General features: G+C 64.8%; 12 protein-coding genes, 1 tRNA gene and 1 pseudogene. All 14 read left to right on the top strand.

The window, feature by feature from the left end:
• Nucleotides 1–67: pseudogene (locus tag J2Y70_RS22280) on the top strand (elongation factor Tu); the annotation flags it as partial.
• Between the two features lie 134 nt (nt 68–201).
• A tRNA-Trp gene (locus J2Y70_RS22125) sits at nt 202–277 on the top strand.
• A 50-nt stretch (nt 278–327) separates the two neighbouring features.
• Nucleotides 328–741, top strand: a complete 414-nt coding sequence (secE, locus tag J2Y70_RS22120; protein WP_263397403.1) for a preprotein translocase subunit SecE — start codon at nt 328–330, stop codon at nt 739–741.
• A 13-nt stretch (nt 742–754) separates the two neighbouring features.
• Complete coding sequence (nusG, locus tag J2Y70_RS22115; protein WP_185813745.1) at nt 755–1,312, top strand: transcription termination/antitermination protein NusG; 558 nt, start codon at nt 755–757, stop codon at nt 1,310–1,312.
• Between the two features lie 200 nt (nt 1,313–1,512).
• A complete protein-coding gene (gene rplK, locus J2Y70_RS22110) occupies nt 1,513–1,941 on the top strand; it encodes a 50S ribosomal protein L11 (RefSeq protein ID WP_145699993.1) in 429 nt (142 codons plus the stop codon).
• 3 nt (nt 1,942–1,944) lie between these two features.
• Nucleotides 1,945–2,643: a 50S ribosomal protein L1 gene (gene rplA / locus J2Y70_RS22105; RefSeq protein WP_179571231.1), complete on the top strand. Its 699-nt coding sequence runs from the start codon at nt 1,945–1,947 to the stop codon at nt 2,641–2,643.
• A gap of 484 nt (nt 2,644–3,127) precedes the next feature.
• Nucleotides 3,128–3,667 carry a 50S ribosomal protein L10 gene (gene rplJ / locus J2Y70_RS22100; RefSeq protein WP_206234835.1) on the top strand — a complete coding sequence of 180 codons (540 nt, stop codon included), beginning with the start codon at nt 3,128–3,130 and terminating at the stop codon, nt 3,665–3,667.
• A 62-nt stretch (nt 3,668–3,729) separates the two neighbouring features.
• Complete coding sequence (gene rplL, locus J2Y70_RS22095; protein WP_128421188.1) at nt 3,730–4,101, top strand: 50S ribosomal protein L7/L12; 372 nt, start codon at nt 3,730–3,732, stop codon at nt 4,099–4,101.
• 294 nt (nt 4,102–4,395) lie between these two features.
• Nucleotides 4,396–8,547, top strand: coding sequence for a DNA-directed RNA polymerase subunit beta (rpoB, locus tag J2Y70_RS22090; protein ID WP_309922667.1), 4,152 nt, complete (start codon nt 4,396–4,398; stop codon nt 8,545–8,547).
• Nucleotides 8,548–8,701: 154 nt separating this feature from the next.
• Nucleotides 8,702–12,919, top strand: a complete 4,218-nt coding sequence (rpoC, locus tag J2Y70_RS22085) for a DNA-directed RNA polymerase subunit beta' (RefSeq protein WP_263397405.1) — start codon at nt 8,702–8,704, stop codon at nt 12,917–12,919.
• Between the two features lie 219 nt (nt 12,920–13,138).
• Nucleotides 13,139–13,513: a 30S ribosomal protein S12 gene (rpsL, locus tag J2Y70_RS22080; protein WP_003469157.1), complete on the top strand. Its 375-nt coding sequence runs from the start codon at nt 13,139–13,141 to the stop codon at nt 13,511–13,513.
• A gap of 11 nt (nt 13,514–13,524) precedes the next feature.
• A complete protein-coding gene (gene rpsG, locus J2Y70_RS22075; protein ID WP_003469159.1) occupies nt 13,525–13,992 on the top strand; it encodes a 30S ribosomal protein S7 in 468 nt (155 codons plus the stop codon).
• A 140-nt stretch (nt 13,993–14,132) separates the two neighbouring features.
• Nucleotides 14,133–16,223, top strand: coding sequence for an elongation factor G (fusA, locus tag J2Y70_RS22070; RefSeq protein ID WP_309922661.1), 2,091 nt, complete (start codon nt 14,133–14,135; stop codon nt 16,221–16,223).
• A gap of 90 nt (nt 16,224–16,313) precedes the next feature.
• Nucleotides 16,314–16,414: GTP-binding protein (locus tag J2Y70_RS22065; RefSeq protein WP_031270842.1), on the top strand; the 101-nt coding region annotated here is incomplete at its 3' end.

Genomic DNA, 16,414 nt, shown 5'->3' with positions numbered 1-16,414 from the left:
GCGTTTCGCGATCCGCGAAGGTGGCCGCACCGTCGGCGCCGGCGTGGTCGCCAAGATCATCAAGTAATGCCCGCTCCGGCGACTTCGGTCGCCGGAGTTTGACGATGTGCAGGCGGCTTCGGCCGTCGGGTTCAGCGAAGGGCGGGCCGGAACCTTCGGTCCGCCTTCGCCGTCTAAGGGAAGTGCAGCGTTCGTTACTACACGCCAGTAGCTCAATTGGCAGAGCAGCGGTCTCCAAAACCGCAGGTTGGGGGTTCGAGTCCCTCCTGGCGTGCCAATCTGCCGCTCCCTATCCAGTGACCTTGGTCGCATAGCCGCAAGAGTCGGATGAACAGCAAGATCGAGCATTCCAAAGGCACCACCGCTTCCTCAGGCGGCGATATCGTCAAGTACGTCATCGCTGCGCTGCTGGTGGTCGCTGGCCTGTTTGTCTGGTTCTGGTTCGGCGAGCCGAGTCGTGCGACGCAGTTGGGGAGCTGGTCCGGTCCGTTGCGTGGCCTGGCGGTCATCGTCGGCCTGGTCGCTGCGGCCGCGGTGTTTCTGCTGACCGCCAAGGGGCGCGAGTCCCGCGAGTTCATTTCCGAATCCCGGTTCGAACTGCGCAAGGTGGTCTGGCCGACCCGTCAGGAAGCGATCCGCACCACCTGGGTCGTGATCGTGGTGGTGATCATTCTGAGTCTGCTGCTGGGCGGGTTCGATTTCCTGATCCAGAAGCTGATGCAGTGGTTCGTGAGTCGTTGAGGAGAGTGCAGCAGTGAAGCGTTGGTATGTCGTTCACGCCTATTCAGGCTTCGAGAAGTCCGTGGCCCAAGCGCTGCGCGACCGCATTGTGCGTGACGAGATGCAGGAGCGCTTCGGCGACGTGCTGGTGCCGACCGAGGAAGTGATCGAGATGCGCTCCGGCCAGAAGCGCCGTTCCGAGCGCAAGTTCTTCCCGGGTTACGTGCTGGTGCAGATCGAGACCCACGAGGAAGCCGGTATCCCGCGCATCGACAACGAAAGCTGGCACCTGGTCAAGGAAACCTCGAAGGTGATGGGGTTCATCGGCGGCACCGCCGATCGCCCGCTGCCGATCCGCGACGAAGAGGCCGATGCGATCCTGCAGCGTGTTCAGGATGGCGTGGAGAAGCCGCGTCCGAAGGTGCTGTTCGAGCCGGGCCAGATGGTCCGGGTCACCGATGGCCCGTTCAACGACTTCAACGGCGTGGTCGAGGAAGTCAACTACGAGAAGAGCCGCCTGCGCGTCGCAGTGCTGATCTTCGGCCGCTCCACCCCGGTGGAGCTGGAATTCGGCCAGGTCGAGAAGGCCTGAGCCCGCGCCGGCGCGGCTGCGCCGGACGCCAGAATCTCTGCTATACTGCGCGGCTCGCTGTCCAGGCTTGTCGCCTGGCAGGACCGGAAGCCGCCGCAAGGCGGCTTTCTGCGCACTTCAAACGTGATGGCGGGACACGTGATTTTCCCGTCGCGATGGGGAGCCTGCAGGTTGGGCGCTAGCACCCGGAGACCACTAAAATGGCAAAGAAAGTAGTCGGTTACATCAAGCTGCAGGTGAAGGCCGGTCAGGCCAACCCCTCGCCGCCGGTCGGTCCTGCGCTGGGTCAGCGCGGCCTGAACATCATGGAATTCTGCAAGGCGTTCAATGCCGCCACGCAGAAGCTGGAGCCGGGCCTGCCCACTCCGGTCATCATCACGGCCTATTCGGACCGTACCTTCACCTTCATCACCAAGAGCACTCCTGCGAGCGTGCTGCTGAAGAAGGCCGCAGGCGTCACCTCCGGTTCCAAGCGCCCGAACACCGAAAAGGTGGGCAAGGTCACCCGCAAGCAGCTCGAAGAGATCGCCAAGGCGAAGGAAGCCGACCTGACTGCAGCCGAGCTGGAAGCGGCGGTGCGTACGATTGCGGGCTCCGCCCGCAGCATGGGCCTGACGGTGGAGGGTTAAGCGATGGCACAGACCAAGCGACAGAAAGCAATCCGTGCTGCCGTGCAGCCGGGCAAGGCGTATTCGATCGACGAAGCGCTGAAGATCATCAAGTCCACCAGCAAGGCCAAGTTCGTCGAAGCCGTCGACGTGGCCGTGCGCCTGGGCGTGGATGCCAAGAAGTCCGACCAGCAGGTGCGCGGTTCCACCGTGCTGCCGGCCGGTACCGGCAAGAGCGTGCGCGTGGCGGTGTTCGCGCCGGCCGGCGCCAAGGCTGACGAAGCCCTGGCCGCTGGCGCCGAAGCCGTCGGCATGGACGACCTGGCCGAGAAGATGCAGGCCGGCGACCTGAACTACGACGTGGTCATCGCCACCCCGGACGCGATGCGCGTCGTCGGCAAGCTGGGCACGCTGCTGGGCCCGCGCGGCCTGATGCCGAACCCGAAGGTCGGCACCGTGTCGGCCAATCCGGCCGAAGCGGTGAAGAACGCCAAGTCGGGTCAGGTGCGCTACCGCACCGACAAGGCCGGCATCATCCACTGCACCATCGGCAAGGCCAGCTTCGAAGACGACGCGCTGAAGAACAACCTGCAGGCGCTGCTGATGGACCTGGTCAAGGCCAAGCCGGCGACCTCGAAGGGCACCTACCTGCAGAAGATCTCGGTGAGCTCGACCATGGGTCCGGGCGTCACCGTCGATCAGGCTTCGCTGTCCCTGAAGTAATCGCGACACGGCGGCGCTCCGCGAGGGGCGCCGCCGGTTCCACCCTTTTGAAGGCGTCGCCGAGGGGCAACCCGAGGCGAAGCCGTCAAAGACCGCAGGCGCGGTCGGCGCATACCGACGACGGGCACGGAAGCTCGATATGGCAAGGAGTCGCCGTCGGTACAGCGGGATCGCTTAATCCAGTCCTCTCGGGGACGGGCCGGCGTAGATGGTGCCGCCTTTCTGGAGTTTTTCTGGTTCAAGCCGGCTCGGGTTTCCCGGGCGCGCTCACTCCAGGTCTGGAACGGCCACCAACTGGGATGCCATTCGGCGTCCCCGGCATCCAGGATGGAGGCCGCCCAGGACCGCAAGCGGCAGGAGCCGTGAGCGGAGTATGTTTGAAGCAGGGATTCGGGATTCGGGATTGGGGATTGGCAAGAGCGCATCACGGCTCCTGCGACTCCCGAACCATCGGCCTCGAGCCCGGCTTTAACGGAGGAGTGCAATGGCTCTCAATCTGTCCCAGAAGCAAGAAGTCGTCGCCGAACTGGCAGACGTTGCCGCGAAGGCTCACTCCTTGGTTGCTGCCGAGTACGCCGGCATCACGGTCGCCCAGCTGACCGCGATGCGCAAGAAGGCGCGCGAAACCGGTGTGTACTTGCGTGTTGTCAAGAACACCCTGGCCTCGCGTGCCGTTGCCGGTACCGAATACGAGTGCGTCCAGGACGCGCTGGTCGGTCCGCTGCTGTATGCGTTCTCGACGGAAGAACCCGGCGCTGCCGGTCGTCTGATCAAGGAATTCGCCAAGGGTAACGACAAGCTGCAGGCCAAGGTCGTGTCTGTGGGTGGCCAGCTGTATCCGGCCGCTCATCTCGAGGTGCTGGCATCGCTGCCGACCCGCGAGCAGGCGCTGGCCATGCTGGCACGTGTCCTCGCCGAGCCGGCGAGCATGTTCGCCCGCGCGGTCAAGGCAGTGGGCGACAAGCTCGGTGGTGGCGAAGAAGCCCCCGCCGCAGCCGAAGAAGCCCCGGCCGAAACGGCTTAAGTTCGCGACACCTGAAACGGTTCACTAGAACCTCATCCAGAAAAAATTCAAAGGTAATCACAATGTCCCTGTCTAACGAACAGATCGTCGACGCAATCGCCGAAAAGTCCCTCATGGAAGTGATGGAGCTGGTCAAGGCCATCGAAGAGAAATTTGGCGTCTCCGCCGCCGCCCCGGTCGCCGCTGCCGGCCCGGCCGCTGCCGCCGCCCCGGTCGAAGAGCAGACCGAGTTCAACGTCATCCTGAAGGCTGTCGGCGAGAAGAAGGTCGAAGTCATTAAGGCCGTGCGCGCCATCACCGGCCTGGGCCTGAAGGAAGCGAAGGACCTCGTCGAAGGTGCTCCGCAGACCGTCAAGGAAGCCGTGTCGAAGGAAGATTCCGAGAAGTTCAAGAAGGATCTCGAGGCCGCCGGCGCGACCGTCGAAATCAAGTAATCGGCATCTTGCATCGCCAGCGTGTCAGGTGATGCATCGAAGGCTGGGGACGCAAGTCCCCGGCCTTTGGCCGTTGTTGCAAAGCCGGGATTGGAGATTCGGCATTGGGGATTCGATGGCGCGCGTTTGGCCCATCCCGAATCCCGTCATCCCCAGTCTCGGCCTTACCGAGTTGGTAGTTGGAAGTAGCAAGAGAAGGCGTGCTGGTGCCGGCAATACCAGCGACTTCCAACTGACAATTTATGTTCACTCAGGGCCGCGGACGCGCGGCCCGCACAGCCAAGGTGATACCTCATGACGTCTTATTCGTTCACCGAAAAGAAGCGTATCCGCAAGGATTTCGGCAAGCAGCGCTCGATCCTCGAAGTGCCGTTCCTGCTGGCGATCCAGGTGGATTCCTACCGCGAGTTCCTGCAGGAGAACACCGAGCCGAGCAAGCGTTCGGACCACGGCCTGCACGCGGCCCTGAAATCGGTGTTCCCGATCTCCAGCTACAGCGGCAACGCGGCCCTGGAGTACGTCGGCTACAAGCTGGGCGACCCGGTGTTCGACGAGCGTGAATGCCGCCAGCGCGGCATGAGCTACGGCGCCCCGCTGCGCGTGACCGTGCGCCTGGTGATCTACGACCGCGAGTCGTCGACCAAGGCCATCAAGTACGTGAAGGAGCAGGAGGTCTACCTCGGCGAGATCCCGCTGATGACCGACAACGGCACCTTCATCGTCAACGGCACCGAGCGCGTCATCGTCTCGCAGCTGCACCGCTCGCCGGGCGTGTTCTTCGACCACGACCGCGGCAAGACCCACAGCTCGGGCAAGCTGCTGTACAGCGCCCGCATCATTCCGTACCGCGGTTCCTGGCTGGACTTCGAGTTCGACCCGAAGGACGCGCTGTTCACCCGTATCGACCGCCGCCGCAAGCTGCCGGTGTCGATCCTGCTGCGCGCGCTGGGCTACTCGAACGAAGAGATGCTGGCCGAGTTCTTCGAGATCAACACCTTCCACATCGATCCCAAGGAAGGCGTGCAGCTGGAGCTGGTGCCCGAGCGCCTGCGCGGCGAGACGCTGAACTTCGACCTGGCCGATGGCGACAAGGTCATCGTCGAGGCCGGCAAGCGCATCACCGCGCGCCACGTCAAGCAGCTGGAAGCCGCCGGCGTCGCCGCGCTGGCCGTGCCCGACGAGTACCTGGTCGGCCGCATCCTGTCGCACGACGTGGTCGATGCCTCGACCGGCGAACTGCTGGCCAGCGCCAACGACGAGATCAGCGAAGATCAGCTGACCGCGTTCCGCAAGGCCGGCGTCGACGCCGTGGGCACGCTGTGGGTCAACGACCTGGATCGCGGTCCGTACCTGTCCAACACCCTGCGCATCGATCCGACCAAGACCCAGCTGGAAGCGCTGGTCGAGATCTACCGCATGATGCGTCCCGGCGAGCCGCCGACCAAGGACGCCGCGCAGAACCTGTTCCACAACCTGTTCTTCACCTTCGAGCGCTACGACCTGTCCACGGTCGGCCGCATGAAGTTCAACCGCCGTGTCGGCCGCAAGGAAGTCACCGGCGAGTCGGTGCTGTACGACAAGAAGTACTTCGGCGAGCGCAACGACGAAGAGTCCAAGCGCCTGGTCGCCGAGCACGCCGACAGCTCCGACATCCTGGAAGTGATCAAGGTCCTGACCGAGATCCGCAACGGCCGCGGCGTGGTCGACGACATCGACCACCTCGGCAACCGTCGCGTGCGTTCGGTCGGCGAAATGGCCGAGAACGTGTTCCGCGTGGGCCTGGTCCGCGTCGAGCGCGCGGTCAAGGAGCGCCTGTCGATGGCCGAGTCCGAAGGCCTGACCCCGCAGGAACTGATCAACGCCAAGCCAGTGGCCGCCGCGATCAAGGAGTTCTTCGGCTCCTCGCAGCTGTCGCAGTTCATGGACCAGAACAACCCGCTGTCGGAAGTGACGCACAAGCGTCGCGTCTCCGCGCTGGGCCCGGGCGGCCTGACCCGCGAGCGCGCCGGCTTCGAAGTGCGCGACGTGCACCCGACCCACTACGGCCGCGTCTGCACCATCGAGACGCCGGAAGGCCCGAACATCGGCCTGATCAACTCGCTGGCGGTGTATGCCCGCACCAACCAGTACGGCTTCCTGGAGACGCCGTACCGCAAGGTGCTGGACGGCCAGATCACCGACGACGTCGAGTACCTGTCGGCGATCGAGGAGAACGAGTACGTGATCGCGCAGGCCAACGCGCTGCACGATTCCAAGAGCCGCCTGACCGAGCAGTTCGTGCCGTGCCGCTACCAGGGCGAGTCGCTGCTGAAGCCGCCGGCCGAGGTGCACTTCATGGACGTGTCGCCGATGCAGACCGTGTCCATCGCGGCGGCGCTGGTGCCGTTCCTGGAACACGATGACGCCAACCGCGCGCTGATGGGCGCGAACATGCAGCGCCAGGCCGTGCCGACGCTGCGTGCGCAGAAGCCGCTGGTCGGTACCGGCATCGAGCGCGCCGTGGCGCGCGACTCGGGCGTAACCGTCAACGCCAAGCGCGGCGGCGTGATCGAGCAGATCGACGCGGCGCGCATCGTGGTCAAGGTCAACGAGGAAGAGATCGGCGGCGGCACCGATGCCGGCGTGGACATCTACAACCTGATCAAGTACACGCGCTCCAACCAGAACACCTGCATCAACCAGCGTCCGCTGGTCAATGTGGGCGACGTGATCGCGCGCGGCGACGTGCTGGCCGACGGTCCCTCGACCGACATCGGCGAGCTGGCCCTGGGCCAGAACATGCTGATCGCGTTCATGCCGTGGAACGGCTACAACTTCGAAGACTCCATCCTGCTTTCCGAGCGCGTGGTGGAAGAGGATCGCTACACCACGATCCACATCGAAGAGCTGACCTGCGTGGCGCGCGACACCAAGCTCGGGCCGGAGGAAATCTCCGCCGACATCCCGAACGTGTCCGAGCAGGCGCTGAACCGCCTGGACGAGTCGGGCGTGGTGTACATCGGCGCCGAAGTGCGCGCCGGCGACATCATGGTCGGCAAGGTCACGCCGAAGGGCGAGAGCCAGCTGACCCCGGAAGAGAAGCTGCTGCGCGCGATCTTCGGCGAGAAGGCGTCGGACGTGAAGGACAGCTCGCTGCGCGTGCCGCCGGGCATGGACGGCACCGTCATCGACGTGCAGGTGTTCACCCGCGACGGCATCGAGAAGGACAAGCGCGCCCGCCAGATCGAGGAAAACGAGATCAAGCGGGTCAAGAAGGACTTCGACGACCAGTTCCGCATCCTGGAAAGCGCGATCTACGCGCGTCTGCGCGCCCAGCTGATCGGCAAGGTCGCCAACGGCGGTCCGAACCTGAAGAAGGGCGACACCATCACCGACGCGTACCTGGACGGGCTGAAGAAGGCCGACTGGTTCGCGCTGCGGATGAAGGACGAGGAGCCGTCGGACGCGATCGAGCGCGCGCAGAAGCAGATCCAGGCGCACGAGAAGGAATTCGAGCGTCGCTTCGCCGACAAGCGCGGCAAGATCACCGCCGGCGACGACCTCGCCCCGGGCGTGCTGAAGATGGTCAAGGTGTTCCTGGCGGTGAAGCGCCGCATCCAGCCCGGCGACAAGATGGCCGGTCGCCACGGCAACAAGGGTGTCGTGTCGATGATCCAGCCGATCGAGGACATGCCGTACATGGCCAACGGCGAGACCGTGGACATCGTGCTGAACCCGCTGGGCGTGCCGTCGCGCATGAACATCGGCCAGGTGCTGGAAGTGCATCTGGGTTGGGCCGCCAAGGGCCTGGGTCGCAAGATCCAGAACATGCTCGAAGCGCAGACCAAGGTCGCCGACCTGCGCAAGTTCCTGACCCAGATCTACAACCACGACCAGAAGCTGGGCGAGGACCGTGTGGACCTGGATCAGTTCAGCGACGCGGAGCTGCTGCGCCTGGCCGGCAACCTGACCGACGGCGTGCCGATGGCCACCCCGGTGTTCGACGGTGCGACGGAGGCGGAGATCAAGCACATGCTCGAGCTCGCCGACCTGCCGATCAGTGGCCAGACCCAGCTGTACGACGGCCGCACCGGCGAGGCGTTCGATCGCCACACCACGGTCGGCTACATGCACATGCTGAAGCTGAACCACCTGGTCGACGACAAGATGCACGCGCGCTCCACCGGTCCGTACTCGCTCGTCACCCAGCAGCCGCTGGGCGGCAAGGCGCAGTTCGGCGGCCAGCGCTTCGGCGAAATGGAAGTCTGGGCGCTGGAAGCCTACGGCGCGGCCTACACCCTGCAGGAAATGCTGACGGTGAAGTCCGACGACGTGCAGGGCCGCAACCAGATGTACAAGAACATCGTCGACGGCGAGCACGAGATGGTCGCGGGCATGCCGGAATCCTTCAACGTCCTGGTGAAGGAAATCCGCTCGCTGGCCATCAACATGGAACTGGAAGACTGAGGAATCGGGACGCGGGACGCGGGACGCGGGACTCGGAAAAGCGAGAAGCGCGAGCGCTCTTGCTTTCCGAGTCCCAAGTCCCGAGTCCCGAGTCCCGCAGTAAGCCTTCCCGCCCCGTCCTCGATACGAAATTCCTCCGACCCGGAGATACCCAATGAAAGACCTGCTCAACCTCTTCAACCAGCAGCGCCAGACGCTGGACTTCGACGCGATCAAGATCGCGTTGGCCTCGCCGGACCTGATCCGTTCGTGGTCCTTCGGCGAAGTGAAGAAGCCGGAAACCATCAACTACCGTACCTTCAAGCCGGAACGTGACGGCCTGTTCTGCGCCGCGATCTTTGGCCCGATCAAGGACTACGAGTGCCTGTGCGGCAAGTACAAGCGCATGAAGCACCGTGGCGTGGTCTGCGAGAAGTGCGGTACCGAAGTGACCCTGGCCAAGGTGCGCCGCGAGCGCATGGGCCACATCGACCTGGCCTCGCCGGTCGCGCACATCTGGTTCCTCAAGTCGCTGCCGTCGCGCATCGGCCTGATGCTGGACATGACCCTGCGCGACATCGAGCGCGTGCTGTACTTCGAAGCCTACGTGGTGACCGAGCCGGGCCTGACCGCCCTGGAGCGCCGCCAGCTGCTGACCGAAGAGCAGTTCCTCACCGCGCGCCAGGAGCACGGCGACGACTTCGACGCCGCGATGGGCGCCGAGGCGGTGTACGAGCTGCTGCGCACGATCGACCTGCAGTCGGAAATGACCCGCCTGCGCGAAGAGATCGCCGGCACCGGCTCGGAAACCAAGCTCAAGCGTCTGACCAAGCGCATCAAGCTGGTCGAAGCCTTCCTCGAGTCGGGCAACCGTCCGGAGTGGATGGTGATGACCGTGCTGCCGGTGCTGCCGCCGGACCTGCGTCCGCTGGTGCCGCTGGACGGCGGCCGCTTCGCGACCTCCGACCTGAACGACCTGTACCGCCGCGTCATCAACCGCAACAACCGCCTGCGCCGCCTGCTCGAACTCAATGCGCCGGACATCATCGTGCGCAACGAAAAGCGCATGCTGCAGGAGTCGGTGGATGCGCTGCTGGACAACGGCCGTCGCGGCCGTGCCATCACCGGCACCAACAAGCGCCCGTTGAAGTCGCTGGCCGACATGATCAAGGGCAAGCAGGGCCGGTTCCGCCAGAACCTGCTCGGCAAGCGCGTGGACTACTCCGGCCGTTCGGTCATCGTGGTCGGCCCGACCCTGCGCCTGCACGAGTGCGGCCTGCCGAAGAAGATGGCGCTGGAGCTGTTCAAGCCGTTCGTGTTCGCCAAGCTGCAGCGTCGCGGCCTGGCCACCACCATCAAGGCCGCCAAGAAGCTGGTCGAGCGCGAAGAAGCCGAAGTCTGGGACATCCTGGAAGAGGTCATCCGCGAGCATCCGGTGCTGCTGAACCGCGCGCCGACCCTGCACCGCCTGGGCATCCAGGCGTTCGAGCCGGTGCTGATCGAAGGCAAGGCGATCCAGCTGCATCCGCTGGTGTGTACCGCGTTCAACGCCGACTTCGACGGCGACCAGATGGCCGTGCACGTGCCGCTGTCGCTGGAAGCGCAGCTGGAAGCGCGCGCGCTGATGATGTCCACCAACAACATCCTGTCGCCGGCCAACGGCGAGCCGATCATCGTGCCGTCGCAGGACGTGGTGCTGGGCCTGTACTACATGAGCCGCGCCCTGGAGAACAAGAAGGGCGAGGGCATGGTGTTCGCCAACATCGCCGAAGTGAAGCGCGCCTACGACAACCGCGTGGTGGAACTGCACGCCAAGGTCAAGGTGCGCATCACCGAGACGGTGATCGACGAGGACGGCAACCGCAGCAAGAAGACCTCGATCGTGGACACCACGATCGGGCGTGCGCTGCTGGCCGAAATCCTGCCGGAAGGCCTGCCGTTCGCGCTGGCCAACACCGAGCTGACCAAGAAGAACATCAGCCGCCTGATCAACTCCAGCTACCGCCAGCTGGGCCTGAAGGACAGCGTCGTGTTCGCCGACAAGCTGATGTACACCGGCTTCGCCTACGCGACCCGCGCCGGCGTGTCGATCGGCATCGACGACATGCTGATCCCGTCGGAGAAGAAGGGCATCCTCGGCGAAGCCGAGCAGGAAGTGCTGGAAATCCAGGAGCAGTACCAGTCCGGTCTGGTCACCGCCGGCGAGCGCTACAACAAGGTCGTGGACATCTGGTCGCGCACCAACGAGCGCATCGCCAAGGCGATGATGGACACCATCGGTACCGAGAAGGTGGTCAACGCCAAGGGCGAGACCATCGACCAGAAGTCGATGAACTCGCTGTACATCATGGCCGACTCCGGTGCGCGTGGTAGCCAGGCGCAGATCCGTCAGCTGGCCGGTATGCGCGGCCTGATGGCGCGTCCGGACGGCTCGATCATCGAGACCCCGATCAAGGCCAACTTCCGCGAAGGCCTGAACGTGCAGGAGTACTTCAACTCCACCCACGGCGCGCGTAAGGGTCTGGCCGATACCGCGTTGAAGACGGCGAACTCCGGTTACCTGACCCGTCGCCTGGTCGACGTGGCGCAGGACGTGGTCATCACCGAGCCGGACTGCGGCACCACCGACGGCCTGACCATGACCCCGATCGTGGAAGGCGGCGACGTGGTCGAGCCGTTGCGCGACCGCGTGCTCGGCCGCGTGGTGGCCGAGGACGTGTTCCTGCCGGGCAACGACGAGGATCCGATCGTCACCCGCAACACGCTGCTCGACGAGCAGTGGGTGGCCAAGCTGGAAGAGGCCGGCGTGCAGACGCTGAAGGTGCGCTCCACGATCACCTGCGAATCCTCGTTCGGCGTGTGCGCCCGCTGCTACGGCCGCGACCTGGCGCGTGGCCACCTGGTCAACATCGGCGAAGCGGTCGGCGTCATCGCCGCGCAGTCGATCGGCGAGCCCGGTACCCAGCTGACCATGCGTACCTTCCACATCGGCGGCGCGGCGTCGCGTGCGGCGGCGGTGGACAACATCACGGTCAAGACCACCGGTTCGATCAAGTTCAACAACCTCAAGTCGGTCGAACACGCCAATGGTTCGCTGGTGGCGGTGTCGCGTTCGGGCGAACTGTCGGTGCTCGACGGCCACGGCCGCGAGCGCGAGCGCTACAAGCTGGCCTACGGCGCCACGATCACCGCGAAGGACGGTGACGCGGTCAAGGCCGGCCAGTCGGTCGCCAACTGGGATCCGCATAACCACCCGATCGTGTCGGAAGTGGCCGGTTTCATCCGCTTCATCGACTTCATCGACGGCGTCACCGTCATCGAGAAGACCGACGATCTGACCGGCCTGGCTTCGCGCGAGATCACCGATCCGAAGCGTCGCGGCACCCAGGCCAAGGACCTGCGCCCGATCGTGCGCATCGTCGACGGCAAGGGCAACGACCTGACCATCCCGGGCACCGACCTGCCGGCGCAGTACCTGCTGCCGCCGCGCTCGATCGTCAACCTGCAGGACGGTGCGGCGGTGGGTGTGGGCGACGTGGTCGCCAAGATCCCGCAGGAAGCGTCCAAGACCCGCGACATCACCGGTGGTCTGCCGCGCGTTGCCGATCTGTTCGAAGCGCGCAAGCCGAAGGATCCTGCGATCCTGGCCGAGCGCTCGGGCATCATCAGCTTCGGCAAGGACACCAAGGGCAAGCAGCGCCTGATCATCAAGGACACCGATGGTTCGGAACACGAAGAGCTGATCCCGAAGTACCGCCAGATCATCGTGTTCGAAGGCGAGCACGTGGCCAAGGGCGAGACCGTGGTCGACGGCGAGCCGAGCCCGCAGGACATCCTGCGCCTGCTCGGCGTGGAGCCGCTGGCCGCGTACCTGGTCAAGGAAATCCAGGACGTGTATCGCCTGCAGGGCGTGAAGATCAACGACAAGCACATCGAGGTCATCACCCGGCAGATGCTGCGCAAGGTCGAGATCACCGACCAGGGCAACAGCAAGTTCCTCAACGGCGAGCAGGCCGAGCGCCAGCGCGTCATCGAGGAAAATGCCCGCCTGGCCACCCGCAACGAGCTGCCGGCCAAGTACGACCCGGTGCTGCTGGGCATCACCAAGGCCTCGCTGGCCACCGAGTCGTTCATCTCGGCGGCCTCGTTCCAGGAGACCACCCGCGTCCTCACCGAGGCGGCGGTCCGCGGCACCAGCGACACGCTGCGCGGCCTGAAGGAAAACGTGATCGTCGGCCGCCTGATCCCGGCCGGCACCGGCCTGGCCTACCACAGCCTGCGCCGTCGCAACTCCAGCGGCCTGACCGAGTCGGAAATGCAGACCCTGTCCGGCGGCAACGCCGAGCCGGCGGTCGAAACGCCCGCACCGGCGGCTGCCAGCAGCGAAGAGTGAGCCGGATCGGCCCCGTCCGCGGGGCCGATCGTTCCAAGCGACAAGGGGCGCAGCGGATGCGCCCCGTACCGGCCCAGGAGGGCCAGCAAGTTAAGTTTCCGTTGAGTTGACGGAGCTTTTACTTGCCCGCTATACTTTCCTGTCTCGGCAGGCCGTCCTTCGGCCTGCCTTCGTTTTCACGCATCCAGGCCCCACGGCCTCAATCAGAAGAATCCACTGATGGCGACGATCAACCAGCTGGTCCGCAAGCCGCGGCAGGCGACCACCTACAAGAGCGCCTCCCCGGCGCTTGACAAGTGCCCGCAGCGCCGTGGCGTCTGCACGCGCGTGTACACCACCACCCCGAAGAAGCCGAACTCGGCCCTGCGTAAGGTCGCCAAGGTGCGCCTGACGAACCAGGAAGAGGTCATCAGCTACATCGGCGGCGAAGGCCACAACCTGCAGGAGCACTCCGTGGTCCTGATCCGCGGCGGTCGCGTCAAGGATCTGCCGGGCGTGCGCTACCACACCGTGCGCGGTTCGCTCGATGCCGCCGGCGTCGCCAAGCGTCGCCAGGGTCGTTCCAAGTACGGCGCCAAGCGTCCGAAGAGCTAAGGGAAAGCACAATGTCTCGTAAAGGTTCTACTCCGCAGCGCACCGTCCTGCCGGATCCCAAGCACGGCAGCGAAACCATCGCCCGTTTCATCAACATGGTGATGCTGAGCGGCAAGAAGTCGGTCGCCGAAAAGATCGTCTACGGCGCAATGGACGTCATCGGCGAGAAAAACCCGAATGCGGTCGAGCTGGTGCAGAAAGCGCTGGACAACGTCGCTCCGGCGGTCGAAGTCAAGTCGCGTCGCGTCGGCGGTGCTACGTACCAAGTGCCGGTCGAGGTGCGTTCCTCCCGTCGCATGGCGCTGGCCATGCGCTGGCTGATCGACTCGGCGCGCAAGCGCGGCGAGAACTCGATGCCGCGCAAGCTCGCGGCCGAGCTGGTCGACGCCTCGGAAAACCGTGGTGGCGCCATCAAGAAGCGCGAAGAAACCCACCGCATGGCGGAAGCGAACAAGGCGTTCGCGCATTACCGCTGGTGACCTTCCGGGCCTTGGAAACAGGGCCCGTCAGCACAATCTAAATGTGCTGCTAGTGGCGCCGCTGAGCGCTGCACAAATCCGAAGGCCGCCGCAAGGCGGCGTTCGGCCATCCGCAATCCAAGAATTCTGAGAGGCTCCCTGTGGCCCGCAACACTCCCATCGAGCGTTACCGCAACTTCGGCATCATGGCCCACATCGATGCCGGCAAGACCACCACCTCCGAACGCATCCTGTTCTACACCGGCGTCAGCCACAAGATCGGCGAGGTGCATGACGGTGCCGCGACGATGGACTGGATGGAGCAGGAGCAGGAGCGTGGCATCACCATCACCTCCGCCGCGACCACCGCGTTCTGGAGCGGCATGGACAAGTCGCTGCCGCAGCACCGCTTCAACATCATCGACACCCCCGGGCACGTCGACTTCACCATCGAAGTCGAGCGTTCGCTGCGCGTGCTCGACGGCGCGGTGTTCGTGCTGTGCGCGGTCGGCGGCGTGCAGCCGCAGTCCGAGACCGTGTGGCGCCAGGCCAACAAGTACGCGGTGCCGCGTCTTGCCTTCGTCAACAAGATGGACCGTACCGGCGCCAACTTCGACAAGGTCGTCGAGCAGCTGAAGTCGCGCCTGGGCGCCTACCCGGTGCCGATGCAGGTGCCGATCGGTGCCGAAGACGGCTTCGAGGGCGTGGTCGACCTGCTCAAGATGAAGGCGGTCCATTGGGATACCGCCTCGCAGGGCACCGTGTTCGAATACCGCGAGATCCCCGCCGACCTGGCCGACAAGGCCGTCGAGGCGCGCGCGTTCATGGTCGAGGCCGCGGCCGAAGCCAACGAAGAGCTGATGGACAAGTACCTCAACGAGGGCGAGCTGTCCGAAGAGGAAATCGTCAGCGGCCTGCGCGAGCGCACCCTGAAGGTGGAAGTGGTGCCGGTGTACTGCGGCACCGCGTTCAAGAACAAGGGCGTGCAGGCGATGCTCGACGGCGTGATCCAGCTGCTGCCGTCGCCCAGCGACCGTCCGCCGGTCAAGGGCATCGACGAGGACGACAAGGAAGACAGCCGTCCGGCCACCGACACCGCGCCGTTCTCGGCGCTGGCGTTCAAGATCATGACCGACCCGTTCGTGGGTTCGCTGACCTTCTTCCGCGTCTACTCCGGCACGCTGAACTCCGGCGACCAGGTGTACAACCCGGTCAAGTCGAAGAAGGAGCGCGTGGGCCGCATCCTGCAGATGCACTCCAACAATCGCGAAGAGATCAAGGAAGTGCGCGCGGGCGACATCGCCGCGGCGGTGGGCCTGAAGGACGTCACCACCGGCGACACGCTGTGCGCGCAGGACAACATCATCATCCTGGAGCGCATGGTGTTCCCGGAGCCGGTGATCTCGATGGCGGTGGAGCCGAAGACCAAGTCGGACCAGGAAAAGATGGGCATCGCGCTGAGCCGTCTGGCGCAGGAAGATCCCTCGTTCCGCGTCAACACCGACGAAGAATCCGGCCAGACCATCATCCGCGGCATGGGCGAGTTGCACCTGGAAATCATGGTCGACCGCATGAAGCGCGAGTTCAACGTCGAAGCCAACGTCGGCAAGCCGCAGGTGGCCTACCGCGAGACCATCCGCAAGGCGGTCAAGCAGGAAGGCAAGTTCGTGCGCCAGTCCGGCGGTAAGGGCCAGTACGGCCATGTCGTGCTCGAGATCGAGCCGCAGGAGCGTGGCCTGGGCTACACCTTCGAGAATGCGATCGTCGGCGGCGTGGTGCCGAAGGAATACATCCCGGCGGTGGACAAGGGCATCCAGGAAGCGGTGGCCAACGGCGTGATGGCCGGCTACCCGATCGTGGACGTCAAGGTGCGCCTGATCGACGGTTCGTACCATGACGTCGACTCCTCGGAAATGGCGTTCAAGATCGCCGGCTCGATGGGCTTCAAGGAAGGCTTCAACAAGGCCAGCCCGGTGCTGCTGGAGCCGATCATGAAGGTCGAGGTCGTGACCCCGGAAGACTATCTGGGCGACGTGATGGGCGACGTCAGCCGTCGTCGCGGCATCCTGCAGGGCCAGGACGACAGTCCGTCCGGCAAGGTGATCAACGCGATGGTGCCGCTGGGCGAAATGTTCGGCTACGCCACCACGCTGCGCTCGATGTCGCAGGGTCGCGCCACGTTCTCGATGGAGTTCGACCATTACGCCGAAGCGCCGGCCAACATCGCCGAGTCGGTCATCAAGAAGAGCTGAGATTAGCGAGACGGGATTCGGGACGCGGCGTAGCCAGTCCCGCATCCCTGTCCCTTGTCCCCCAATTACGAATTAGAAGGTAAACACACCATGGCAAAGGGTAAGTTCGAGCGCACCAAGCCGCACGTCAACGTCGGCACCATCGGTCACGTCGACCACGGCAAGACCACGCTGACCGCGGCGCTGACCAA

Origin of the sequence: Xanthomonas sp. 1678, from assembly GCF_031455575.1 — a bacterium.
Taxonomy (GTDB): domain Bacteria; phylum Pseudomonadota; class Gammaproteobacteria; order Xanthomonadales; family Xanthomonadaceae; genus Xanthomonas_A.
The sequence above is the reverse complement of the archived record's forward strand: the minus strand, read 5'-3'. Positions and strand labels throughout refer to the sequence as shown.